Raw genomic sequence first — 23,665 nt, 5'->3', positions numbered from 1 at the left:
TTTTTTTTATAGATCAATTCCTCCTATTTAAACTCATTCATTACATTTTATGATAAGAAATAAAAAATGGTAGGGCGCTTGATCTGTTTCTGGTAATTAGTTAATGAATGCTTTGGAAGTAAAGCTTTACACTTTTTCAAATAATTCCGAAACAATAGATCTAGTGTATAATACATCTATAATATTTTTTTAAAGGGGACTTTTATGGAGTTAATTACAGGTAAGGTCATAATAATATCTCTATTTTTATTGATAATCACAATGATTGAGACATTAGCTTATTCAACAAGAATTTCAGGAGCAAGGGTAAAATTGATTGCTACTGCGTTATCTTTGTTTAGTACCCTGGTAATTGTTTCAAGGTTTTCTACAATGATACAGCAACCTCTTACTGCAAAACTTATCGCAGAAGCACCTGATCTAAACAAATTACATTACATAGAGGAACAATATAGGATTTTAATCGGAGTAACCTCAATTGGAGTGTTGTTCGGGATACTGCTTTTTCCAACGTTCATAAATATTTTTTCAAGAGCTATCATTCAACTTTCAAATCAACGTGGTTCAATAATTACACTGTTTATGACTCAATTCAATCGAAAAAGCATCAGAAAAATATTAATGTGTTTTAGACTACCAAGATTTTCTTATCTAAAGGGAATTACATTAAAAACAATTCCAAAGCGGCTCTTTGTGTTTAATGTCATCATTTCCGCTGTATTTACCATCGGGGTATTGTCTTCCATTTATGCATCAATGATAGTTCCAAAAGATTATGCACAAGCTGCTTTAATGTCATCTGGGATTATAAATGGTATTGCAACTATTTTATTGACTTTATTTATTGACCCTAAAGCTTCCGTATTAGCTGATAGAGTGATGAAAAAACAAACGAATTATATTTATTTAAAAAGCTACTCTTTGACGATGATTAGTTCAAAATTTTTGGGTACAATTGTGGCTCAACTACTGCTTATCCCTGCGGCATATTATGTTGCTTGGTTTGCTAAGTGGATTTAATGGTTTTTTTTTCACTAACAGGTGCTTGAGTTTAAGATCAGAGCTGTCATTAAGGCAACTCTTTCTTGTTGAACGAAAGGGGAGGTTAGTTGAATAAGGGATTTATGGAGAATTGTAGAATGAATTAATATTTAATCTTTATACCCAATTTTTTATGAGTGACCACATATACGAATATACCCCGTTTGTCCTATTATTACTAGAACAGTAGAGGGTGGCGGACTTACGAAATCGCAGCTTATTCAGAAATTGCAACAATATTCCATTTTAATGAATGAGTATGGAGAAAGACTGTTTGCAGATGATAAATTTACGACTCCTATACAAAGTACAGCCTGAAGATCAGTTTATCCTTTCAAACAAAAATACTTTTAGAAGTGAGAAATCAAGAAAAAATTACCTTCTTTTGTTCAACTAAAAAAGTGCTTTAGTTCATTAATATCTGGCTGCTATAGTAGCCTTTTTTTGTTGTGCACTAATGGTGCAGGTTTAATATGAACTGCTATCTCTAGTAAAAACTGATACTAACAATAGTGGGCAAATATTCTTGAATAATTAGCCTTAAAGAGAGGCGATGGTTAGCTGTACATGATACAATGATTTAGAAAGTCATGCCAAAAAATTGATGAATTGTTAATTTGAGGAGGAAATGGAATGTTTACATCAGTAAATGATTTTTTAAACGAATGGAAACAGGAGGCAGCTGTTACCCAAAAAGTGCTGGATGTGCTGACGGATGAATCGTTGAATCAGGAGGTTTCTCCAGGGTTATACTGCATTGGAAGCTTGGCTTGGCACATTACTGGAGCAGCTTACTATTTTCCTTCACAGGTTGGATTAAAATTTGAGGTTCCTGATCTTCAAAAAGAGGCACCGCTATCAGCAACTGAAATTAGTGAGACCTACAAAATAGTAAGTCAAAGGTTAACACAGGCATTTTCTGAACAGGTTTCAGATGAAGAAATGAACAAAATGGTGAATGTATTTGGAATGGACATGCCAGTTCAAGCTGTTTTCCGTCTGCTAATTCAACATCAGGCTCATCATCGTGGACAATTGACTGTCCTTATGAGACAAGCTGACTTGAAAGTTCCTGGGGTATATGGTCCTAGCAAAGAAGAATGGGAAGCAATGAATCCTCAAAAAAGCTGATATTTTATTGGTGATATAAAAAAGCCGGCGTCTGCCGACTTCTTGTACAAAAATTTCTCCAGGAGGTATTAAAAAATGGCATTCACATCCAAAAACATCTTTATCAATTTATCAGTAAAAGACGTGAATAAGTCCACCAATTTTTTCAAGGAGCTTGGTTTTGAGTTCAACCCACAATTCTCCGATGAGACCACATCTTGTATGATCATCAGTGACAACATTTTTGCCATGATAATGATTGAAGAACGTTTCAAAGGATTTAGTAACAAGAAAATTGTGGATACTACTACTTCTGCCGAAGCAATTCTCAGCTTTTCAGCTGAAAGTCGGGATCAAGTGGATGAGATAGTAAATAAGGCTTTGTCATCTGGTGGTAAATCTTTTAGTGAGCCTCAAGATCATGGATTTATGTATATATGGGGGTTTCAGGATTTAGACGGTCATTTATGGGAAGTTGCTCATATGGATGAAAGTGCAATTAATCAAGAATAAATTTTAAGGTTTAAAGGCGAATCAAGCTTAATATTCTAAGGGATGATGTCTTAATAAAAGGTATCATCTTTTTATTTATTTTTTATCAGATTAGAATATGTCAAAAAGAACGCCCTAGTGCACATTACTTCTATTGCGAATGCAATAAAAAATATCATTTAGGCAACCCTATTCTAAAAACACGGGGTGAATGCTATGAAGAAAGCAGCTTTAATGTTAGTTGTGCTATTTTTCCTTATTGTTGGAAATGCATATGCTTCTAACATTATGAAGTCAGAAAAACCTCAAATTATGTCAGTAGGAAAAGAAATAGAAGTGAAGGATCAAGCTACAAAGATGTTTATATATAACACAATGCAGGTATGGCTGCATCATAGCTTAGTGGATTATTATCATAATAAATATCATGCAGACTCCATAAGTTGGGGAGAGCTTAAACAAGAAGGAATACGGATTTGGATAAGGCAGCTTGGGCCAAGTGAAAACGACAGAATATACACCCATCTTATAAAAATCTCTTTACAACGTGATGAATTGATTATTAATGAAAAGAAGAAAATAAAAACAGAAGATACATTTACTTATGTGGTTAATGCAGACTTACTTTCACTTTGTCGTGATTCAGGTAAGTCTGAAAAGGAATTGAAATTAATCAATTCATATCATAAAGTGCGACCATAGCTGGTTGCACTTATATTTATAATTGCACCTTTTTTTCTAATGTTGTTTTAATTTTCCTCTCTGTAAATTAAAATCGCAGGTATATTACTACTCACTACTATCACTATCATCAATCCCGTCTCCACTTCCATCATCATTATCATTATCGAAAAATTGTTGATTATAACCCATAGAGAAAATAACTTCTTTTTGAATTACCTACAAATACCTTTGAACGGAAGGATCCCTTTTGAAGCCAAAATGAGGTTCACCTAATTCATACAAGCAAGGTTTTATCTGATTCTGCTAAGAAATTTAACAAGTCATTAACTATATTAACAATTTGATCCAATAAAGAGTAACTTTATTATTGATAAAGAAGAATTCTTGGATGGAGCGTTAAAATCCATTCAAGATTTGTTCGATACTGTAACTGATAAATTTCCTGAACTGAAAACTAATGAAGATTTTATCCTATTAAAAAGAAAATATGATAAAGTGAGAAAAATCTAAAGCTTTTTGTGTGGTTGTGAAATTATGTACTTAAACTATAGGGTGCAAGAGTTGAAGATCCAGCTGCCATTTTTGCTACTATTAATGGTATAATTCCATTTATAAAAAAATAACACAAACAAAAATCATTTTAATTTATCATAAGAGGGTTATCAATGAAGTTATATACACTTAAAAGGCAATTTAATGGATATAAAAAAGGAACACAATTTTACCTGATTGCTGAATCCGAATTTATAGGGGTTAAAGAGTTTGTATTGAGAACGAGAGATTTAACGAATCGTATATCAATCAATGAATCTGAACTTATTAAGAATTTTATTTTCATAAAGGAAATCTTTTCTATCAAATGAAAGGCACCTGCTATTAAACCATTTTATAAGGAGTATTTTAAGTGGATATTCTTAGAAATTTTCGTGGAAAGCTATAATAAACTCTTCTTCAAGGATGTTTAATTCTTTTAATGGTTGTCTTAAATATGGGTATCCAAATTGTATATGAATTTTTTTGTAATTACTTTTTCCATATGGATCTGGGTCTGTAACTTTTGGATAGAGAATTTTATTAAAAATTTCTTTAAGATCTTTTGCAAACTCAACTAATGAATTCTCTTTTTCCTCTAACAATGCAATCCTATAAAGAATGAATTGTAAGTATGACCTTACCTCTTGCTCAGGTAAATCCTTAACAATATTTTTTATATCAACGAATAAATTCACCAACATATTTTTCACTTGTTCCATTCGTATAATTGACAGCCGTATCGATAAAATTCCCACCAGCTTCAACGAAAGCATTGAAGATTTTTTTGCTTTCTTCTTTAGAAGCACCAAATCCCCAATCTTCCCCAAACGTCATCGTGCCCAAAGCTAATTCAGACACTCGGAAGCCGCTTCGTCCTAACAATTTATAATTCATGACAAGACCTCTTTTCTAATAGTTATTTTTTAGATGTCGTACCAATTCTTCAGCACTTTCGCGTATATGTTCGATCGTTAAGAGGCGTACTCCATGCTTCGTAAAAGAGGGCAAGAACCGCATTCCGGTCAAGTTAGCGGTTGCCTGGAATGGTTTGATTAATTCGCTCATGCTGAAGTGATTATATCCGCCAGCTTGATAGGCTGTTTCTGGTCCGCCTGTTGAAATGACTAACATAAGCTCTTTGCCGCGCAATTTCGTTCCTCTCGATCCATATGCCCAACCGTAAGTAAGAACCCAATCCTGCCACTGTTTTAATAAAGCGGGTGAACTGTACCAGTAGAAAGGGAATTGCAATATGATTCGATCATGCTCCAAAAGAAGCTGCTGTTCTTTTTCCACATCAATCTCAAATGTCGGGTAATGTGCATATAGGTTGTGGACCGAAATATTTTCTTCTTGTTGAAGACGGTTCATCCACGTTCTATTTACCTTCGACTGTTCTAAGTTTGGATGGGCTACAATAACTAATGTTTTCATCTTAATCACCTTTCAATTGTTTATACACGTGAATAATAATCATTAAAAGGGATTTCAGTGGAAGAAATCCCTTTCTTTAAATATTTAAATCAAGCTTCGATTAAGGATGGATGAAGAACGTGATTTACATATGCTTTTGCATTTTCTTCAAGTTGTTCATCTGTAACACGCATAACACCATTCAGCACAAATAACGGCATAAAACGGGTACCAATGAGGTTGCTTGTTTGCTGTAAAGGAGTGGTTAAAGTCTCCATGGTAAAATGATTGTAGCCAGTAGGCTGGTAGGAATCTTCCGGTCCAAAGGTTGAAATCGCAAGACCCAGTTCTTTACCATGAAGCTTGTCGCCTCCTTCGCCATATGCCCAGCCGTAGGAGAGCACTTCATCCTGCCATTTTTTTAACAAAGAAGGTGTGCTGTACCAATAGAGTGGAAATTGAAGAATAATACGGTCATGTGATTCTAATAGGCTTTGTTCGTGTGCAACGTTTATTTTCCCTTCTGGATACGCTTGATAAAGGGTATGAATTGTTATTTTTTCGTGTTTTTCTAATTCCTGCATCCATTTGCGGTTAATTCGAGATTGTTCCAAATTAGGGTGAGCGATAATTACAAGAGTTTTCATTTGTAAGTCTCCTTTTGTATATTTTCTTTTCGATTTTGATTTCACTTATTGTTGCTTACAATAAAATTAAATATTTGTACATACAAATGTAATGTTAAAAAAATTTTACTTTTCTTCAAAGATAATTTCCGCTTCCGTTTGATTTTCGTACATGCTATAAAATGCATTCGCAATATTTTCAGGAGAGAAATAGGTTCCTTCTTGTACAAACCCTTTAACCGTTAAGGTTCCAACATAAATTCCTTTAGGGCTCAATTCTTGGTGCAAGCTATATGCTAAATTACGAATTCCTGCTTTTCCAATAGCTAATGAAGCATAATCAGCATATGGGTGAAGAGATAATCCGCCGCCGGTTAACAGAATGGTTCCATTTTGCATATAGGGAATCACTTCTTTTACACTTGTAAGAGCTCCAGCTACACTAATTTTAAAATCTTCAACTATTTGGTCAGCGTTTAAGCTTGTTGGTTTGCCTGGTTTTCCTGAAGCAGCATTGTATAAGAGTACATCAATTTTTCCATACATTTTTATTACCGCATCAATGGCTGTTTTTATAGATTCTTCTGAAGAGGCATCCCCTGGAAACCCTTTTGCTTCAATCCCTTCAGTTTTAAGTTCATTTTCATATTTTTGTAATGACTCCATGCTGCGGGAAATCAAAGCAACTTTAAAGCCTTCTTTGCCGAATTTTCTTGCTGTATTTAAGCTAATCCCTGGACCAGCACCGACAATTAGAAAAATCTTTTCTGACATAACAACTGCCTCCTTATTTATTTGTATATGCAAATGTAAGGGTAAAAAAATTTATAGGTCTCTTTCTAGTTTATTGCTTGCTTCGTAAAGCATTTTGCTTAAATCTTTACTGAACTCGCGTCCTAAAACACTGGAATAGCTGGTAAACAATTCTTTTAAAGAAATCCGAAATTGATGGTATACTTTTTCTCCTTCTTCAGTTAAAGAGATAAACGATTGTTTCCCATCCATTTTTCTGGTGACCAGTTTTAATTTTTCCAGTTTATCTATAAATCTCGTACTGGTTGAAGGAGCAATGGATAACTTGTGGCATAATTCCTTCTGTGTGATTTCCGGATGGAACTTCACAATCATAATCATGTAAAGATAAGAGGGAGCAAGGTCACCAAAATCAAATGTTTTTTCGGCTAATTTTGTAATGTTACGAGCAAACCGGCTGGCAGTAAAGTAAAGACAATGAATTAATACCTGTTCTTCTTCATTCATTTGATCAAATCCTTTTTTTCATTTGCATATACAAATTAACACGAAATTACGTTAAGGTCAACTAAATCATATTTCTTGTTTCCATCTGAAACAGTATATATTATAAACTTTGTTCCAAAACTTATTAAGATTAGATGAAAAGGATGATATAAATGAAAGCATTGCTATTACGTGAAAAAGGTAAATGGGGAGACATGAAGGTAGAAGAAGTCTAAACACCAAATCTCGGTCCAGGGAAGATTTTAGTTGAGGTACATGCAGTTGGGTTAAATCCTGTTGATTATAAAACAACTACTGGTGGTAATTCCAATTGGTCCTATCCTCATATTCCTGGTTTAGACGTAGCAGGAATAGTGGCAGAGATTGGTGAAGGGGTCACTCAGTGGAAAAAAGGTGATCGAGTAGTCTATCATGGAGACCTTACAAAGAAGGATGGCTATGCAGAATATTCTGTTACCCCGGCACATACTGTTTCTCGAATTCCAGACGGAGTAACGTTTGAAGATTCGGCTGCTTTACCGACAGCTGGATACACAGCATACCAATTGTTATTCCGTAAACTGCCAATGGATCAAGTTGAAACTATTTTAATACATGGCGGTGCTGGTGGAGTAGGAGGATTTGCTGTTCAATTAGCCAAACATGCAGGTAAAAAGGTGATTTCCACTGCTTCCAGTCATAACCATAAATATGTAAAATCATTTGGAGCAGATTATGTCATTGATTACCATCAAGAAGATGTGACCAAAAGAGTTATGGGGATTACGGATGGACATGGTGTGGATGCAGTCGTAGATGTATTAAGTAGACAAAGTGCAACGGATTCATTAGATACTCTTGCATTTTTGGGACAAATTGTTTTTATATCAGGTGCACCCGATTTTACAAAAATAAAGCCTTTTACAAAATCGGTTTCGTATCATGAAATTGCCCTCGGTGCAGCACATCAATCAGGTAGTTATAAGGCTCAACAAGATTTAGGGGTAATGGGAGATGAAATGCTTAAGTTAGTGGTTGAAGGGAAAGTTTCTTCTATGTTAAAAGAAGTGATAAGCCTTGAGGAAGTTCCAGAAGCTTTTTTCCGTCTTTCAGAGCGACATGTGAAGGGGAAAATTGTAGCAAAAATAAAATAGGGTAAGATTTCTGTAAGTATAAATTATTCCTTTCACTGGGGGATTGAAATCACTTCTGAAGGAGCGAAAGAAGCAGGTGCTGAAGTAAAGATTCTAAAAGTGCCTGAACTTGCACCACAATCTGCAATCGAAGGAAATCCTGTTTGGAAATCACATGTTGAAGCTACTAAAGATGTACCAGAGGTTAAATTAGAAGATTTAGAATGGGCAGATGCGATTATTTTCAGTGTACCTACTCGTTTTGTAATATGCCTTCTCAGATGAAGCAATTCTTAGATACTACTGGTGATCTTTGGTTTAATGGGAAGCTAGTGAATAAGGTTGTAAGTGCAATGACTTCTGCTCAGAATCCTCACGGTGGTCAAGAGGCAACTATATTATCACTTTATACAACGATGTATCACTGGAGTGCAATTGTTGCTGCGCCTGGTTATACAGATCCTGTAACATTTGGAGCAGGTGGAAATCCTTATGGAACAAGTGTAACTGTTGGTCAAGATGGAAAAATGATTGAAGATGTCCAAGCAGCAGTAAAGCACCAAGCAAAGCGTACAGTAACAGTTGCAGAGTGGGTAAAGAAAGCAAATCAATAAATTTTTTATTTTAGAAAAAAACTATACGGAAAAAAGTACCCCAAAGTGTAGATACTAAAAAAGTCTACTAAGGGGTACTTTTTCTTGTTTGTTTACGATTCCTTGTGGGGTGGAATACGCATCTTGAAACAATCCTTTAAAATCAAACCAAGATATTCATTATGGATATCAATTATTATTGTTCATATCATTGTTATAAATATCAAAGATAAAACGGATGTTGATAAAATCTCCTCAATCTTCCATTTATATTTATATACCCCTTTTATTTTTGGTTTTAATTAGTTTTCAGAAGGTTAAAAAATTCATGATTGAAAACACTAATTCTAGGACAAATTTTGTGAGAAAGAAAAGCAATAGGAATCATAATAATTTTAGAGTAAGGATACAACCATTACAGAATTGAGAGGATGTTAAGAAGTGGAGAGAAAGTTGTTAAACTTACTATTATCCCTATGTATCGCATCTTTGCCATTTTTATTTAAAGGTACAAAAATGAGAGAAAACCTCGTAATTTTTTTCTCAAAAGGGGTGATAGCAACTCTTATTGATGCTTATGTTGTTGGAACAAAAAAAATTGAATATCCAGTTCGTCCTATTCCAAAAATTTTTAAGACGAATATTATTTATGACGTGTTATTTTTTCCCATTTTAAGTGTTATATGGGTTAAGATTTCATACAACGACAAACTTTTGAAGATATTACTTAAAAGTTTAATTTTTAGTGTTCCTATGAGTATTGGTCAATGGTTTATGGAAAAGAACACCAGATTATTTAAATGGAATAAATGGTCACCCTTTCATACTTTTGCCAGTGTTAGCTTTACTTTATTTACGATTAGAGGGTTAGTTGGTTTATTAAAAATAGTGGATAGGTTTAAAGGTAAGCAAAATATAACCGAAAATTAAAGGTTGATTTTACGAAGAAAACGTATAAGTTAGAAGCTATACTGTGGAGTGTGGCTTTTCCGGGCTTCGGAATTGGATTTATCATTCGTAATATGATAATAAAAATTGGTCGAAAACATAATTATAGTGAGAGACATTCCTAAAAGGAAGGCAGGCAACTTTATGTAAAATAGGATCTAATGAAAACCTTTTTACAATATGTTTGGAAATGGTTGCTAAGGCAACCACTTTTTATTATGAGGGTAAAAGATTGTGAAATACTACACTTAAACTATAGGGTGCAAAAGTTAAAGATGAGGATCGTTATGGCGGTCTTTTTCTTGTTCAACTACCATGGAAGAACGGGTTTAAATTCCATTCTTTGTGGTGAAGCTCTGCTTCATGGACGGCTAACGGGCAGGTTTATTGAAGAAGGATATTTTCTGTTTTAAGCGAATTAGAATGACAAACAAACCTGACACGAATACAGGTATTGAAATAACAGGAACATAGGAGGTATGAGATATGAAGGTCAATAGAATAGATCATGTGAGTATAAACGTAAATGATCTTTCAGAAGTTAAAGCGTTTTTTCTTGATTTAGGACTTGAAGTTAAAGCTGAATGGGAATTGGATGGAGAACAGTTGGATAGAATAGTTGGGCTTAAGGATGTTAAAACGGCCTGTGTAGGATTGGGGGTGCCAGATGGTCAGGCATGGATAGAGCTAGTCAAATTTTATACGCCGTCAGATGAAAAAGATATTCAGCAGCCTTTTGCAAATACGCTGGGTATCCGACATATTTGCTTTAATGTTGAAGATATTGAAGCTATAGTTGCAAAATTGAAAAAGAAGGGCACGGAAATCTTTAGTGAAATACAGCAATATGAAGAAAGTTATAAGTTATGCTACGTTCGTGGTCCAGAGGGAATTATTTTAGAGTTGGCAGAGCAAATCAGATAAATATTAAAGACTTCTTCTTAAACTACCATGGAAGAACGGGTTTAAATTCCATTCTTTGTGGTGAAGCTCTGCTTCATGGACGGCTATCGGGTGCAATACTTAAAGATCCAGCAGCCATAATGGCGGCTCTTTTTTATTGTGCTAGCTGGAAGAATAGTTCAATAATGGAACCTACAGAAGTAAATAATTTGACATTTTTGTTGGTTCCTTTATTATATGCCTTCTGAAGTGCCCAAAAATGTTTCTGTCATTTATTCAAATTCATTCTTACGGTCTCTGAAAAAGTCGTAGAAATACCTTACATTTTCAAGTTCTGTCCATCTATAGGTTCTCAAAAGGGGAGCGTCAAGATTATAGATTTTAGCATCTAGTGTTCCCAACATAAATGGCGAATGTGTCGCTATAACAAACTGACAGTTAAAAAATCTAGACAGTTTATTGATTTCTTCCGCGAACTGAAATTGGTTTGCCGGTGAAAGAGATGTTTCAGGTTCATCGAGCAGGTATAATCCATTAAGGCAAGATACTCATCAAATATTTGCATGGATGTTTCTCCGTTAGAATACTTCTCATCGGCAAACTTCATAATCTCGATTTGTTTATACATCTGTGAAGAGTGTTTCAATTTTTCCAAATTTTCCTTAGTATAACCCAATTTAGAGTGCTGGTACAGGTAACCTTCCTTAAGAACCGCTTCCTGCTGAATCTTCTTAATCTCATATAAAATATCTTCGCTTTTGATGTACTGACTATTAGGCGGTATTCGCTTTGACTCTCCGTCACTCTTGGTGCAAGAGTATAAAAATGGGACTTCTGCGGCAATCCCTTTTTCTTATGGTACTACAGGGAGTTTAGTAGGAAAAAAAGGACTGACTATTACTTAGTCAGTCAATTTGACCGAAGGTGCTTCCTTCTCGTCTACTATATAATATGCAAGTGATTGACAAGCGGTTTATAAATCTATGAATTTGTCGATAGTTTTTTACTACTATTTTCCATTGGCATCCTTATGTGAATTAGGACACCATTTTTTCTTCAACTACCGAGGCTGGTTTGTTGAAGAAAGATTTTATTTCATTACTCTATTATTATTGGGCTTTAGGATTGAAATTTGATGCAGGTTGATAAGGGGGCAGTAACAATTATGAGGGTTAATCAAAGAACAAAATTTATTAATGAAAAACAAGTTCATTACACTTATATTGAAAATGGAAGTCCAGTTATTTGTTTTATGTTCTCTGGAGCAGGTTACACATATGATAAGCCATTATTATATTATTCAACAATGACAATGCTCGAGAATAAGTATGATGTTGTACATATTCATTATTCTTATGAACAAGATATATTGAAACTTCCTTTAGCAGATATAACAAAAATAATCTTTAATGATGTAAATCCCGTTATTACTGAGGTGCTTAGAGAAAATCAATATCAAGAAATTGTGTTTTTAGGAAAATCACTTGGTACAATTCCTATGATTCATGGACTTATGAAAAATGATATGTATTTAAATTCTAAAATGGTTTTACTTACACCTTTACTGAAGTATGAATCAATTTATGAAACCTTATTGATATGCAATCATTCATCCCTAATTGTAATAGGAGAAAAAGACACTCATTATATTCCAAGCAAAATTGAATCAATAGCAATCAAAAACAATATAAATATTGCAAAAGTCCCCAATGCCAATCATTCATTAGATATTGAACCATTTAATACTTCAAAGTCCATTATAGCTATGGAAAAGATAATGAAAAGATTGGACGAATTTTTAAAATCATAATTCTTATTGAAGTAATGTGGCAGGTGTTCAATAAGAATTGAGAATATAAACTGTAAGGGGGATGGTTTTGGTGGAGCTTATGTTAGTTGAACAAGGGGATTTAAGGAGAATGTAGAATGTATTAATTTTTAATCCTTATACCCAATTTTTTAGGAGTAACCACAAATGCAAATATACCCTGATTGTCCATTTATTACTAGAACCGTAGAGGTTGGCGGACTTACGAAATCGCAGCTTATTCAGAAATTGCAACAAGACTCCATTTTGATGAATAAGTATGGTGAAAGACTGTTTGCTGATGATAAATTTACGACTTCTGATACAAAGTACAGCCTGACGACCGTTGAAATAATCGTTATGGACCTTGGATTTCCTGATGGAGCTACTACGGCTCAGCTATTTAAAAAAGCATTCGAACTTGGTTTGGAATTGTGTCCACTTGAGCTGGGACCTCACTTAAGACTGGAGTATCTAGATCAGCCAGAAGGCTATTTGGGGAATGTCTCGCAACAACATCAAGCTCCATCTGGCGCCATCACAATAGCATCGGAGATATTAACTAAAGACGATGATTTTCCGAAAGGTTTTTATCTTAGAAGAATTAATGGCGTGTTGTGGCTACGCGGATACATTGCTGACCATCTGCACGTTTGGAAGTCTGAAGACCACTTTATCTTTGTCAAACAAAAAAACTTTAAGAAGTGAGTAATCAAGAGAAACTTACCTTCTTTTATTCAACTAAACTTGTGCTTTAGTAAAAGAACCGGTGGCCGGCAGCCCTTTTTTGTTTGTTCCACTAAAGGGGTTAGTTCAATATGAAATGATATAATTTCTTTAAATCTATTAATGTAAAATCATTTTTAGGGGGATTAAAATGCTTCAGATCCTGAAAAAATCAGGTGATTTGATTATTGTAATACACGAAATTTATGGCATTAATCAACATATAAAAAATTTTTGTGATTTATTATCAAAACAAGATTTTGATGTTATTTGTCCGAATTTATTAGAACGGGAGCAACCATTTGATTATTCTGAAGAGGAGATTGCCTATCTTAATTTTATGAAGAATGTAGGGTTCTCTGAAGCTGTAAATAAAATAAAGAAATTATTATTAGGTGTTAAAAATGAATACCAAAAAATATATATTATTGGATTTAGTGTTGGGGCAACCGTTGCTTGGCTGTGTAGCGAGGAAGAGTGTCTTGATGGGGTTGTGGGATACTATGGTTCGAGAATTAGGAATTTCACGCAAATAGTACCAGTATGTCCTACAATTTTATTCTTTCCTGAAGAGGAACAATCCTTTAGTGTGGATGAGTTAATTTCAAAATTAGATAAAAAACATATCGAAATACATAAATGTTTTGGACAACACGGATTTAGTGACCCATACTGTACTAAATTTAATGAACAATCATCTCAAAACGCTTTCAATGAATTGCTAAATTTCTTAAAGACACATTGATTGACAAACAAGGATTTTAACCCAGAAATGGAGAATTATTCAATTTAGGAAAATTCTTCATGAGGGGAGCTTTTTAAATGGATAGACAAAGAACACTTTTTTATGGATTAGTGATTGGTTTCGCTTTACTGATTGTACCAATTCCACGCTTCTTTTTTTGGATGGATATAATCTATGAGGTTGCAATGACTTTCCGGTATATTGGATTCTTTATTTTTCTAGTGTGTGGTATTCCATTAATGATTGATGTGTATAGAATCCTAGTGAAAAAAAGGTAACTTATCTGCTTACGGGTGTTTCAACACAATAGGGAGTAAAAAATGGCGTAAGTAGGGATGAAAATGCTGAAAACAAAATGGATTTTTTTTGCTGCTGTTATTATTTTACTGGTTGCAGGAGGTTGGTACGGATATCAAAAAATGAATGATCATACGTATGAAGGTATGTCGATTATTCCTGAACAACACGACGATATTCCTTTATTTGAAGGGTTAGAGCCAACTGAAAACCAATATGTTATAGATGGGGACCACTGGAAGGATCTATATGATTTTTACTTTAAGAAACTTCCCAAACTTGGATGGAAGAATGAATATGTTCAATCTGCACTTGATGATCATGACCCTGAAAATGATTGGGGAGGATTTGATTCTCGTTGGACGAAAAAAGGTTTTAAAGGTGAATTAACCATTAATGCTTCGTATAATAAAACGAACCAACAAACGCAGGTTATCTTCGACCAGACTCCTATTTATCAATCTTCGACCTGGATAAATAAAGTTCCGGAAAGCATTTGCCTCTATAAGAGTTCAACTAGTTCAGATTGTATAATCTTAAAGATAAAGCTGAGATTCATAAAATAGTAGGCTTTATTAATCATGCAATCGATTGGAACGAAAAGGCAAAACCGCTCGAAAAAGAAAGTACAATTGATTTTGGCGAAATTAAGGTGAAGGTTCTTTACGAAAAGGAAAAAGAGATTTATTTTGAGTCGGAAAAAGGGATAAAATATATGAAGCCAGAACCTGAATTCTTTAAACTTATGAATCTCTCACAGTAACCAGTTCAACTTGCATCAATATAACGATTTTAATAGCATTTGAATGAACAAATACAGGGAGGAATATCCGTCTCTATTGTTTTGGAATTTATAATGAAAGTTACAGTCCGTTTTAAATAAATAGAAAAATTAAAAACCAGCCTAATGATAAGACTGGTTTTTCTAAATTTAAGCTGTTTGCTTTTTATTTTTTCTTGTTTGTTCTTCCTTTTTCTTATCTTTAGATTTCTTGTCTTTTGATTTATTTACTCTAGACTTTCTAAACATTAGAATTAATCCTGCATTAGACATGAGGGTCCATACAAGTGCGAATTGATTGCCGCTAAAATAGATTCCTAAAATCGGAATCAATAGAAATACGATACCTCTCGGAAAAGAGTATATTCTAGGATTCAGCGCCATCAAAACGGAAACAACCACAATCAACGATGTGATCTTGTTATTCCCCAAAAAGGAATGTTGAGTATAATTTACATACCCGTAGTACGCGAATGAACCTATAACGGCCATTAAGGAAAGATAAAACCTTATATAGGCACGTTTATAAAATAGAATCCAAACCGCAATTAAATTAACGCCTGCACATATTCCAATCACAATTAAAGTTTCGGTAAAATTGCTGGCAGGACCTTTCATGTAGTTTAGTAGGAAATGGAAGTTATACCAAACAGCTGCTACGATAAAAATCCTAAAGACTAGTTTTACCCAGGACATCTCCAACTTCGTTTTCGATTTCGTCTTCTTTATCTTTTTTGGCGATCTGGATATAGATGGGGAGTCACCTTCCGTCTTTTCCTCTACATCTTCGTGGTTCTTTTTCCTGTCCTTAAACGATTGTCTAGATTCTCTTGAAAGTTCCCTTCTCGCTTCCTGCCTAGTAGGGTACTCACTAACTCTATATTCTTCGTCGTTCATTATTTCTTCTTGTTGTTCTTCTGACCCTGAATGATATTCCAATGGATCTTCACCTCAAGTATTTTTTTATCATTATAGCTATTTCTATATTAGTAGGGATAACTAAGCCTGTCCAATTTTTTCACCTATTCCATAAAAAATAGCTTCATTTTAACCATCGATCTGGCATAATATTGAACAAATAAGGGGCGGAAGGATCCGCCTTTTTGATTATGGAATTTACTATAGTATCTCGCTTAAGTGATTTTCTGAGGTTAGGAGAATGAGAAATGAATCGACCATCTATTACGTTGGGAAATGCCAGGACAATCGATGAAGTCATTTGGCAGTTGGACCAAATTATTGCCATGAGTATCGAAAATAAAAGCAAAATCGGCTACTTTGCTTCTTTGTACCGAATGGTAACCGTTCGAGTGAAAACAGGTATTCTGAATAACGAATTTGAGGACGGAGTCAGAATGGAGCGTTTGGATGTATGCTTCGCCAATTACTATCTGAATTCGCTGAATGACTATTTAAACGGAAAACCGACCAGCCTCAGCTGGCAATTCGCCTTTCGTTGCACGCGAAAAAGAAGACCGATCCTTCTCCAGCACTTACTGCTCGGCATGAATGCACATATCAATCTCGATTTAGGGGTTGCGGCTGCCATGACCGGCAAAAATACTGATATTTTATTGTTAAAAGAGGATTTTATGAAAATAAACAGTATATTGGCGTCCCTTGTCGATGAAGTAAGAAGTGACTTGGATCAGATTTCTCCATGGATTGGTTTTTTGGACCGAATTGATCCGAATGCTTCTAAAGCGATCATCAACTTCAGTATGGAAAAGGCCCGCAATTATGCATGGGACTTTGCGCAGAAACTGGCTGCTGCAAATGAATCGGATTGGGAGCAGCTCATAATCGAGCGGAATCATGAGATTGAAGCAATCGGAAAAAAGGTAGCGTACCCAGTGATTTGGATGTTAAAAGCTGGGTTATGGGTGATTCGCCTTCGAGAATCCAACAATATTGGGCGAAATATGGATCTCTTGAACGATCATAAATTTGAATCAAAAGAGAAGGCGGTATTCAATTTTTATAAGAAAAAAAGGGGAACTTTTTAGTTCTCCTTTTTACGTTTTGGAGAATTTTCAACCCCTTTTTTCATTAACATTAAAATTTTTAAAAGATATTTTGTGTTTTTTTGTCTAATGATGTAGGTCCCATTATAGATTATAGGTGCGTTCTTATTAGAACAATGTGAAAGCGCTTAAGGATAATTTATAAATAAGAGGTGTAAACATGGAAACGGTAGTCACGGTTAACAGTAATCAAGTTCAAAAGCAAGACAGTAAGCAAAATGAAACATTAAATTTATTAAGTTCAACTCAGTCCATCATAAAAGAGGCAGTTCGAAAGTTAGGATATAACGATGCCATGTACGAGCTATTAAAAGAACCGCTTAAGATACTCACGGTACGGATCCCGGTTCGAATGGATGACGGTTCAACCAAAATTTTTACCGGCTACCGTTCACAACATAACGACGCAGTCGGTCCGACAAAGGGGGGAGTGCGTTTTCATCCAGAAGTAGATGAGGAGGAAGTAAAAGCATTGTCCATGTGGATGAGTTTAAAATGCGGTATTTTCGACCTTCCATATGGTGGCGGGAAAGGCGGAATTATCTGTGATCCTCGCAACATGTCATTTTCTGAATTAGAGCGTTTAAGCCGAGGGTATGTACGTGCTGTTAGTCAAATTGTCGGGCCAACAAAAGATATACCAGCACCGGATGTATTTACAAATCCTCAAATTATGGCCTGGATGATGGATGAATATAGCCGGATTCAGGAATTTGATTCACCGGGATTTATAACAGGAAAACCTCTTGTACTCGGTGGTTCACAAGGACGTGAAACAGCCACTGCACAAGGAGTGACGATCTGTATTGAAGAGGCGGCAAAACGAAGAGGCATTTCAATCAAAGGGGCGCGGGTGATTGTTCAAGGATTTGGAAATGCCGGGAGTTACTTAGCGAAATTTATGAAGGATGCGGGAGCAAAAGTAATCGGTATTTCTGATGCATATGGTGCGCTTTATGATCCAGATGGGCTTGATATTGAATATTTGCTTGACCGGCGTGATAGTTTCGGCACCGTAACGAATTTATTTACAAATGTCATTACGAATCAAGAATTACTTGAAAAAGAATGTGAAATTCTTGTTCCAGCTGCTATCTCTAATCAAATTACACGTGAGAATGCAGATAAGATAAAAGCTGAAATTATTGTAGAAGCAGCAAATGGACCAACAACCCTTGAAGCGACAAACATATTAGCAAAACGGAACGTGCTTCTCGTCCCGGATGTACTTGCCAGCTCTGGCGGGGTAACCGTTTCCTATTTTGAATGGGTACAAAACAACCAAGGTTATTATTGGTCTGAAGAAGAGGTAGCTGAGAAATTACGCAAAAAAGTAGTCGATTCTTTTGAGAGAGTTTTCTCTACAGCACAAACTTACCAAATAAATATGCGTTTGGCTGCCTATATGGTGGGAATCAGAAAGATGGCCGAAGCTTCCCACTATCGTGGCTGGGTATAAAATTCATGTTCCGCGTTCTCAGTTCCGCGGCAAGCAAAAAAACAGTTCGAAGGGCACTGAGGAGTGGTCCCGGTGTCCAGAAATGCAAAATCTTCGGTTCCATGGTCACTAAAAGAAAGAAAACAATAACCAATTTGAATGAACAAAAGTACCATTGGGGGAATTGTAGTGGATAACAACAAACAAAATCCATGGAGTGGTTTTCACGGCCCAAACCTTGGCTATGTGGCTGAACAATATGAGCAGTATGTGAAGGGAATCGACACTGTTGATCCGGCATTAAAAAAGCTATTTGAAAAATGGGGTTCACCATTGTCTGTTGAAACGAATCATTCGCAAAAAGCGACGGAACAGGAATTCATGATTTCTGACCACAAAATAATGATCGAAAAAGCACTTAAAGCGGGGAAATTGTTGGAGGATATTCGATCACATGGTCATTTGGCGGCAAATATTAATCCGCTAGAGGAGGATGTCAAAGACAATCATTTATTCTGCCCAGAAAAATATGGATTAAGCATCGATGATTTGAAAGCGATTCCCGCGAATTGGGTATGGGCGGATGCGCCAGAAGAAATCCAAACAGCTTGGAATGCAGTAAATTGGCTAAAAAGCATTTATACCTCTACGTTAGCTTACGAGTTTAATCATGTGGATAGCAGCGAAGAACGAGCCTGGTTGCAAAATAAGACGGAAACAGGTGCCATCCAGCGTGTGCTTTCAAAAAAAGAACGATCCAATCTTTTGAAGCGCCTAACAGAAGTAGAAGCGTTTGAACAATTTTTACACAAAACATTTGTAGGACAAAAACGCTTCTCCATCGAAGGGGTGGACATGCTGGTACCGATGCTGGATGAAGTCATCATTGAAGGGGTTCATGACGGAGTGCGCAATGTTATGATCGGAATGGCGCACAGGGGACGATTAAATGTGCTGGCGCATATTTTAGGAAAACCGTACGGGAGCATTTTTTCAGAATTTCATCATTCTCCAAATAAAGAACTTGTACCGTCAGAAGGATCGATGGGAATTAATTATGGTTGGACAGGTGATGTAAAGTATCATTTGGGCAGAGACAGATCCATCACCGAAACGGAAGTTTTTCCAGCAAGAGTGTCGTTGGCGAATAATCCGAGCCATCTTGAATTTGTGGATCCGGTTGTAGCTGGTTTTACCCGAGCTGCCCAGGAAGAACGTGACACTGCGGGTTACCCAGAACAAGATTTTTCCAAATCCTTTGCTATCCTGGTCCATGGTGATGCGGCGTTTCCAGGCCAGGGAATTGTAGCGGAAACCTTAAATTTGGGCGGATTAAAAGGATACCAAACAGGGGGGACCATCCATATCATCGCAAACAATAGGGTTGGCTTTACCACAGACAGCCATGATTCACGTACCACGAGATATGCCAGTGATCTTGCGAAAGGATTTGAGATCCCAATTGTGCATGTAAATGCCGATGATCCGGAAGCATGTCTTGCTGCTGCCAATCTTGCCTATCAGTATCGAGCTCGTTTTAAAAAAGACTTTTTGATTGACTTGGTCGGCTATCGGCGCTTTGGTCATAATGAAATGGATGATCCAGCGGTTACACAGCCAAAGGTTTACAAAAAGATGGCGAAGCATCCAACGGTAAGAGAGATCTATGCCAATCAATTACAAGAAATTGGACTTCTAAGTCAAGAGGAAATCGACCAGATGACTCGTTCCGTTCAAGAAACGCTGCAGATCGAATATGAAAAAATTGCAGATAAAAATAAGGATCATAGAGTTACAGAAGTGGAGGTACCAGAGGTAATTATCAAAGGAATTCCAAGGATGGAGACGGGAGTTCCATTTGATACACTTCGTGAACTAAACAGCGCCTTACTGAAATGGCCTGAAGGTTTTAAGGTGTACCCAAAATTAAAACGCATTCTCGAGCGTCGTGAGAAAGCGCTAGAGGAGAATGGTAAAGTAGAGTGGGCTTTAGCTGAAGCGCTGGCATTTGCCACCATTTTAAAAGACGGTACACCAATTCGTCTAACGGGACAGGATTCTGAGCGCGGAACTTTTGCGCAACGTCATATTGTCTTGCATGATGCGGAAACAAACGAGACGTTTTCTCCGCTGCACCGCTTACCGCAAGCAAATGCTTCCTTTGCGGTTCATAACAGCCCGCTTTCTGAAGCGGCAGTAGTAGGGTTTGAGTACGGCTATAACGTGTTCGCTCCTGAAACACTCGTGATCTGGGAAGCGCAATATGGAGACTTTTCCAACACGGCTCAGCCACTCTTTGATCAATTCGTTTCTGCGGGAAGAGCGAAATGGGGCCAAAAATCGGGGCTTGTACTCCTCTTGCCTCACGGGTATGAAGGACAAGGACCAGAGCATTCAAGCGCCAGACCGGAACGCTTTTTACAGCTGGCAGCCGAAAACAACTGGACGGTCGCGAGCGTGACAAGTGCAGCTCAATATTTTCATATTTTGCGTCGGCAAGCGGCAGCACTCCGAACAGAGTTTGTTCGGCCATTGGTAATCATGACACCGAAAAGCTTGCTGCGCCATCCACTTACCACCTCTCCTGGAACAGACCTTAGCATGGGCCATTTCCAAACCGTCTTAGAACAGCCAGAGCTTGGCAAAAAAGCGGATAAAGTGAAGCGTCTGATATTAACAACCGGGAAAATCGCAATTGATTTATCGGCAGAAGTAGGATCAGGTAAGGAAAATCAAAACTTTGATGAGATTCATATCGTACGTTTGGAACAGTTGTATCCATTTCCGAAAGAAAAGGTAGAAGTGATTCTTGAGCACTACCCAAACCTGGAGGAAATCGCATGGGTGCAAGAAGAGCCGAAAAATATGGGAGCGTGGTATTATATCGCCCCAATTCTGTTTGAACTAGCTTCCGGTTCCTTAAAAGTTAGTTACATTGGACGACCGGATCGTTCCAGTCCTGCAGGTGGAGATCCTGATATTCACAAGAAAGAACAAGAACGAATCGTGAATCAAGCGTTGAAAATCGTAAGATTACGAGCTAATCAGAAGCCGGAAAAAATAGTAATCGGGTAAACTTCCGTTTGATAGAAACTATGAAAACACAAAAGGGGATATCGACATGATTGAAATCAAGGTACCGGAGCTTGCAGAATCCATTTCGGAGGGAACCATTGCACAATGGATGATTAAAGTCGGCGAAAAAGTCAATAAAGGGGATATTGTAGTCGAGCTTGAAACAGATAAAGTCAATTTGGAAATCAATACAGAACATGCGGGTTTTTTAACAAAAATGTTAAAGGAGCCGGGGGATACAGTGGAAGTAGGGGAAGTCATCGCGATTTTGGAAGAAAATGCGGTGGCAGAAACATTTCAAACGGCATTTCCTGAGCCTCAAAAAGAGGAAGTCCTTCCTCAACCTAACAACCAGCCGATCCATGGATTTCCGGGAACAGAGCATCCGATTGCTTCTCCTGCAGCAAGAAAATATGCGAGAGAAATGGGCATTGATTTGAAAGATGTAAAAAGCAGTGATCCGCTGGGCAGAATTAGACCGCATGATTTCAAAGCGCAGCCACAGGTACCTGCAGTGGAGCCAAAAGTGGAAAAGTCGAAACCAGCAGCTAAGACAGAAACAGAGTTTAATAAACCGGTAGAGCGCGTAAAAATGTCCCGCCGCCGTCAAACGATTGCGAAACGCTTGGTGGAGGTTCAACAAACGGCAGCAATGCTAACCACATTTAACGAAGTTGATATGTCAGCGATTATGGATTTGCGTAAAAAGCGTAAAGATATGTTTTATGAAAAGCACAATACCCGTCTTGGCTTCATGTCCTTTTTTACAAAAGCCGTTGTGGCGGCATTAAAGCAATTCCCGCTTTTGAATGCGGAAATTCAAGGCGATGAGATTATTGTCAAGAAATTTTATGATATTGGAATTGCGGTTGCAGCTCCGGAAGGATTAGTAGTGCCAGTTGTGCGTGATGCAAATACATTGAATTTTGCTGAAATTGAAAGAGAAATTAGTGAGCTTGGGAAAAAAGCGCGTGACAATGCCCTTGCGTTAAAAGACCTGCAAGGAGGAACGTTTACGATTACAAACGGCGGCGTCTTTGGTTCCTTGATGTCCACGCCGATTTTAAACAGCCCGCAGGTGGGAATTCTCGGCATGCATAAAATTCAGATAAGACCCGTTGCGATTGATGCCGAGAGGATGGAGAACCGTCCGATGATGTATATTGCCTTGTCATATGATCACCGGATAGTCGACGGAAAAGAAGCAGTCAGCTTCCTGGCCCTGGTAAAAGACCTGTTGGAGGATCCGGAATCCTTATTATTGGAAGGGTAAAGCTAGTAAAATAAGTTCTGTGAATTCCTGAAATAAGTAAAATATACGGCGAAGAGATTGGGATGTTTTAGGGGGGAAGTATTTTATGGAAGCAAAATACTGTAAAGAAACGCGGGTGATCCGAACAAGCCGTATATTCCCAAACGATGTGAATAACCACAATACATTGTTTGGCGGCCGGCTAATGAGTGATGAGGACCAGGTTGCTTCTATATCTGCAGCGCGTCATAGCCGTAGAGAATGTGTAACTGCTTCAACCGATTCGGTAGATTTCCTGCATCCGATTCGAACGACAGATTCCGTCTGTTTTGAATCGTATGTAACTTGGACAGGAACCTCATCGATGGAGGTTTTTGTAAAAATTATTGCCGAAGACTTAAAAAGCGGTGAGCGTAAAATCGCAGCGACTGCACTACTAACATTTGTAGCACTTGATGAACATAAACGTCCGGCACGTGTCCCGCAAATCATTCCGGAAACGGAAGAAGAGAAAAAGTTGCATGAAACCGCACCTGAGCGGGCAAAAATGCGAAAAGAAAGAAAGCAAAAAAGTAAAGAATTGGCCAGCTATTTAACAATGAATCATCCTTGGGATCAACCATAATAGCTAGTTTAGTTGTTTAAAAGGGATGATTCTAGGCTCGAGGAATCTTTTGAGAAAAAAGGAATAGATATAATTTATTGGAGGTGTTTTTTATGGATTATCATGGTCCATAGAAAAACACCCTCATTGTTCTAAGGTTATTTAACTAAAGATCCTTGCTTCACTACAGCAACTGCTTA

General features: G+C 36.9%; 25 protein-coding genes and 2 pseudogenes. 19 read left to right on the top strand and 8 right to left on the bottom strand.

The genetic code is table 11. The annotated features are described in order from the left end of the window. The first annotated feature begins 204 nt into the window (after positions 1 to 204). The 5 genes and pseudogenes from ACFQZ9_RS03335 to ACFQZ9_RS03315 all read left to right on the top strand — a co-directional run bounded on the left by ACFQZ9_RS03335 (position 205) and on the right by ACFQZ9_RS03315 (position 3,345). The gene (locus tag ACFQZ9_RS03335; protein ID WP_498942308.1) at positions 205 to 1,020 is read left to right on the top strand and encodes a lipid II flippase Amj family protein; all 816 of its coding nucleotides are present in this window, start codon (positions 205 to 207) and stop codon (positions 1,018 to 1,020) included. A 168-nt stretch (positions 1,021 to 1,188) separates the two neighbouring features. Next, positions 1,189 to 1,361 (top strand): annotated as a pseudogene (locus tag ACFQZ9_RS03330) (helicase); the annotation flags it as partial. Positions 1,362 to 1,674: 313 nt separating this feature from the next. Then, positions 1,675 to 2,172 carry a DinB family protein gene (locus ACFQZ9_RS03325; protein ID WP_498942307.1) on the top strand — a complete coding sequence of 166 codons (498 nt, stop codon included), beginning with the start codon at positions 1,675 to 1,677 and terminating at the stop codon, positions 2,170 to 2,172. A gap of 75 nt (positions 2,173 to 2,247) precedes the next feature. Next, positions 2,248 to 2,664, top strand: a complete 417-nt coding sequence (locus ACFQZ9_RS03320; protein WP_498942306.1) for a VOC family protein — start codon at positions 2,248 to 2,250, stop codon at positions 2,662 to 2,664. Positions 2,665 to 2,859: 195 nt separating this feature from the next. After that, a complete protein-coding gene (locus ACFQZ9_RS03315; protein WP_498942305.1) occupies positions 2,860 to 3,345 on the top strand; it encodes a hypothetical protein in 486 nt (161 codons plus the stop codon). An 896-nt stretch (positions 3,346 to 4,241) separates the two neighbouring features. Here ACFQZ9_RS03315 and ACFQZ9_RS03310 read toward each other — a convergent pair. The 6 genes from ACFQZ9_RS03310 to ACFQZ9_RS03285 form a co-directional block, all read right to left on the bottom strand. Beyond that, the gene (locus tag ACFQZ9_RS03310) at positions 4,242 to 4,571 is read right to left on the bottom strand and encodes a hypothetical protein (RefSeq protein WP_498942304.1); all 330 of its coding nucleotides are present in this window, start codon (positions 4,569 to 4,571) and stop codon (positions 4,242 to 4,244) included. Then, complete coding sequence (locus ACFQZ9_RS03305) at positions 4,540 to 4,755, bottom strand: aldo-keto reductase family protein (protein ID WP_498942303.1); 216 nt, start codon at positions 4,753 to 4,755, stop codon at positions 4,540 to 4,542. Before ACFQZ9_RS03305 ends, ACFQZ9_RS03310 begins: the two co-directional genes overlap by 32 nt. A gap of 15 nt (positions 4,756 to 4,770) precedes the next feature. Next, positions 4,771 to 5,295 (bottom strand): NAD(P)H-dependent oxidoreductase, encoded by a 525-nt coding sequence (locus ACFQZ9_RS03300; protein ID WP_198312654.1) that lies wholly within the window; start codon positions 5,293 to 5,295, stop codon positions 4,771 to 4,773. Positions 5,296 to 5,384: 89 nt separating this feature from the next. Beyond that, positions 5,385 to 5,921, bottom strand: a complete 537-nt coding sequence (locus tag ACFQZ9_RS03295; RefSeq protein ID WP_498942302.1) for an NAD(P)H-dependent oxidoreductase — start codon at positions 5,919 to 5,921, stop codon at positions 5,385 to 5,387. Between the two features lie 105 nt (positions 5,922 to 6,026). Then, entirely contained in the window at positions 6,027 to 6,674 is a 648-nt protein-coding gene (locus tag ACFQZ9_RS03290) for a Rossmann-fold NAD(P)-binding domain-containing protein (RefSeq protein ID WP_498942301.1), read from the bottom strand. A 51-nt stretch (positions 6,675 to 6,725) separates the two neighbouring features. After that, a complete protein-coding gene (locus ACFQZ9_RS03285; RefSeq protein ID WP_498942300.1) occupies positions 6,726 to 7,160 on the bottom strand; it encodes a MarR family winged helix-turn-helix transcriptional regulator in 435 nt (144 codons plus the stop codon). Positions 7,161 to 7,399: 239 nt separating this feature from the next. Here ACFQZ9_RS03285 and ACFQZ9_RS03280 point away from each other — a divergent pair, with 239 nt between their 5' ends. From ACFQZ9_RS03280 to ACFQZ9_RS03265, 4 genes and pseudogenes are all read left to right on the top strand, one after another. Next, positions 7,400 to 8,293 (top strand): zinc-binding dehydrogenase, encoded by an 894-nt coding sequence (locus ACFQZ9_RS03280; RefSeq protein ID WP_498942596.1) that lies wholly within the window; start codon positions 7,400 to 7,402, stop codon positions 8,291 to 8,293. 54 nt (positions 8,294 to 8,347) lie between these two features. Next, positions 8,348 to 8,886: pseudogene (locus ACFQZ9_RS03275) on the top strand (NAD(P)H-dependent oxidoreductase); the annotation flags it as partial. A 420-nt stretch (positions 8,887 to 9,306) separates the two neighbouring features. Next, on the top strand, positions 9,307 to 9,795 hold the full coding sequence (locus ACFQZ9_RS03270) for a CBO0543 family protein (RefSeq protein WP_498942299.1): 489 nt from the start codon (positions 9,307 to 9,309) through the stop codon (positions 9,793 to 9,795). 504 nt (positions 9,796 to 10,299) lie between these two features. Beyond that, positions 10,300 to 10,737 carry a VOC family protein gene (locus tag ACFQZ9_RS03265; RefSeq protein ID WP_498942298.1) on the top strand — a complete coding sequence of 146 codons (438 nt, stop codon included), beginning with the start codon at positions 10,300 to 10,302 and terminating at the stop codon, positions 10,735 to 10,737. A 251-nt stretch (positions 10,738 to 10,988) separates the two neighbouring features. On the opposite strand, the gene ACFQZ9_RS03260 is transcribed toward ACFQZ9_RS03265, so the two are convergent. Then, the gene (locus ACFQZ9_RS03260) at positions 10,989 to 11,240 is read right to left on the bottom strand and encodes an AAA family ATPase (RefSeq protein ID WP_498942595.1); all 252 of its coding nucleotides are present in this window, start codon (positions 11,238 to 11,240) and stop codon (positions 10,989 to 10,991) included. Between the two features lie 611 nt (positions 11,241 to 11,851). On the opposite strand from ACFQZ9_RS03260, the gene ACFQZ9_RS03255 reads away from it, so the two are divergent. The 5 genes from ACFQZ9_RS03255 (at position 11,852) to ACFQZ9_RS03235 (ending at position 14,857) form a co-directional block, all read left to right on the top strand. Continuing rightward, a complete protein-coding gene (locus ACFQZ9_RS03255; RefSeq protein ID WP_498942297.1) occupies positions 11,852 to 12,526 on the top strand; it encodes an alpha/beta family hydrolase in 675 nt (224 codons plus the stop codon). Between the two features lie 165 nt (positions 12,527 to 12,691). After that, positions 12,692 to 13,231, top strand: coding sequence for a helicase (locus ACFQZ9_RS03250; protein ID WP_498942296.1), 540 nt, complete (start codon positions 12,692 to 12,694; stop codon positions 13,229 to 13,231). Positions 13,232 to 13,400: 169 nt separating this feature from the next. After that, entirely contained in the window at positions 13,401 to 13,994 is a 594-nt protein-coding gene (locus ACFQZ9_RS03245; RefSeq protein ID WP_498942295.1) for a dienelactone hydrolase family protein, read from the top strand. A 77-nt stretch (positions 13,995 to 14,071) separates the two neighbouring features. Then, positions 14,072 to 14,272, top strand: coding sequence for a hypothetical protein (locus ACFQZ9_RS03240; RefSeq protein ID WP_498942294.1), 201 nt, complete (start codon positions 14,072 to 14,074; stop codon positions 14,270 to 14,272). 63 nt (positions 14,273 to 14,335) lie between these two features. After that, entirely contained in the window at positions 14,336 to 14,857 is a 522-nt protein-coding gene (locus ACFQZ9_RS03235) for a hypothetical protein (RefSeq protein ID WP_498942293.1), read from the top strand. Between the two features lie 365 nt (positions 14,858 to 15,222). Here the strand turns inward: ACFQZ9_RS03235 and ACFQZ9_RS03230 are convergent, their stop codons facing one another. Beyond that, positions 15,223 to 16,011, bottom strand: coding sequence for a hypothetical protein (locus tag ACFQZ9_RS03230; protein ID WP_498942292.1), 789 nt, complete (start codon positions 16,009 to 16,011; stop codon positions 15,223 to 15,225). A 227-nt stretch (positions 16,012 to 16,238) separates the two neighbouring features. Between ACFQZ9_RS03230 and ACFQZ9_RS03225 the strand changes: the two genes are divergently transcribed. The 5 genes from ACFQZ9_RS03225 to ACFQZ9_RS03205 all read left to right on the top strand — a co-directional run bounded on the left by ACFQZ9_RS03225 (position 16,239) and on the right by ACFQZ9_RS03205 (position 23,486). After that, entirely contained in the window at positions 16,239 to 17,078 is an 840-nt protein-coding gene (locus ACFQZ9_RS03225) for a DUF5995 family protein (RefSeq protein ID WP_498942291.1), read from the top strand. 178 nt (positions 17,079 to 17,256) lie between these two features. Further along, on the top strand, positions 17,257 to 18,555 hold the full coding sequence (locus tag ACFQZ9_RS03220) for a Glu/Leu/Phe/Val family dehydrogenase (protein ID WP_498942290.1): 1,299 nt from the start codon (positions 17,257 to 17,259) through the stop codon (positions 18,553 to 18,555). A 162-nt stretch (positions 18,556 to 18,717) separates the two neighbouring features. Continuing rightward, complete coding sequence (locus ACFQZ9_RS03215; RefSeq protein WP_498942594.1) at positions 18,718 to 21,609, top strand: 2-oxoglutarate dehydrogenase E1 component; 2,892 nt, start codon at positions 18,718 to 18,720, stop codon at positions 21,607 to 21,609. Between the two features lie 46 nt (positions 21,610 to 21,655). After that, the gene (odhB, locus tag ACFQZ9_RS03210) at positions 21,656 to 22,882 is read left to right on the top strand and encodes a 2-oxoglutarate dehydrogenase complex dihydrolipoyllysine-residue succinyltransferase (RefSeq protein ID WP_498942289.1); all 1,227 of its coding nucleotides are present in this window, start codon (positions 21,656 to 21,658) and stop codon (positions 22,880 to 22,882) included. Between the two features lie 85 nt (positions 22,883 to 22,967). After that, positions 22,968 to 23,486: an acyl-CoA thioesterase gene (locus ACFQZ9_RS03205; protein ID WP_498942288.1), complete on the top strand. Its 519-nt coding sequence runs from the start codon at positions 22,968 to 22,970 to the stop codon at positions 23,484 to 23,486. Positions 23,487 to 23,665: the final 179 nt, after the last annotated feature.

This window comes from Neobacillus sp. GCM10027624 (assembly GCF_042675345.1).
In the GTDB taxonomy this organism is placed as follows: domain Bacteria; phylum Bacillota; class Bacilli; order Bacillales; family Cytobacillaceae; genus Neobacillus; species Neobacillus cucumis_D.
The sequence above is the reverse complement of the archived record's forward strand: the minus strand, read 5'-3'. Positions and strand labels throughout refer to the sequence as shown.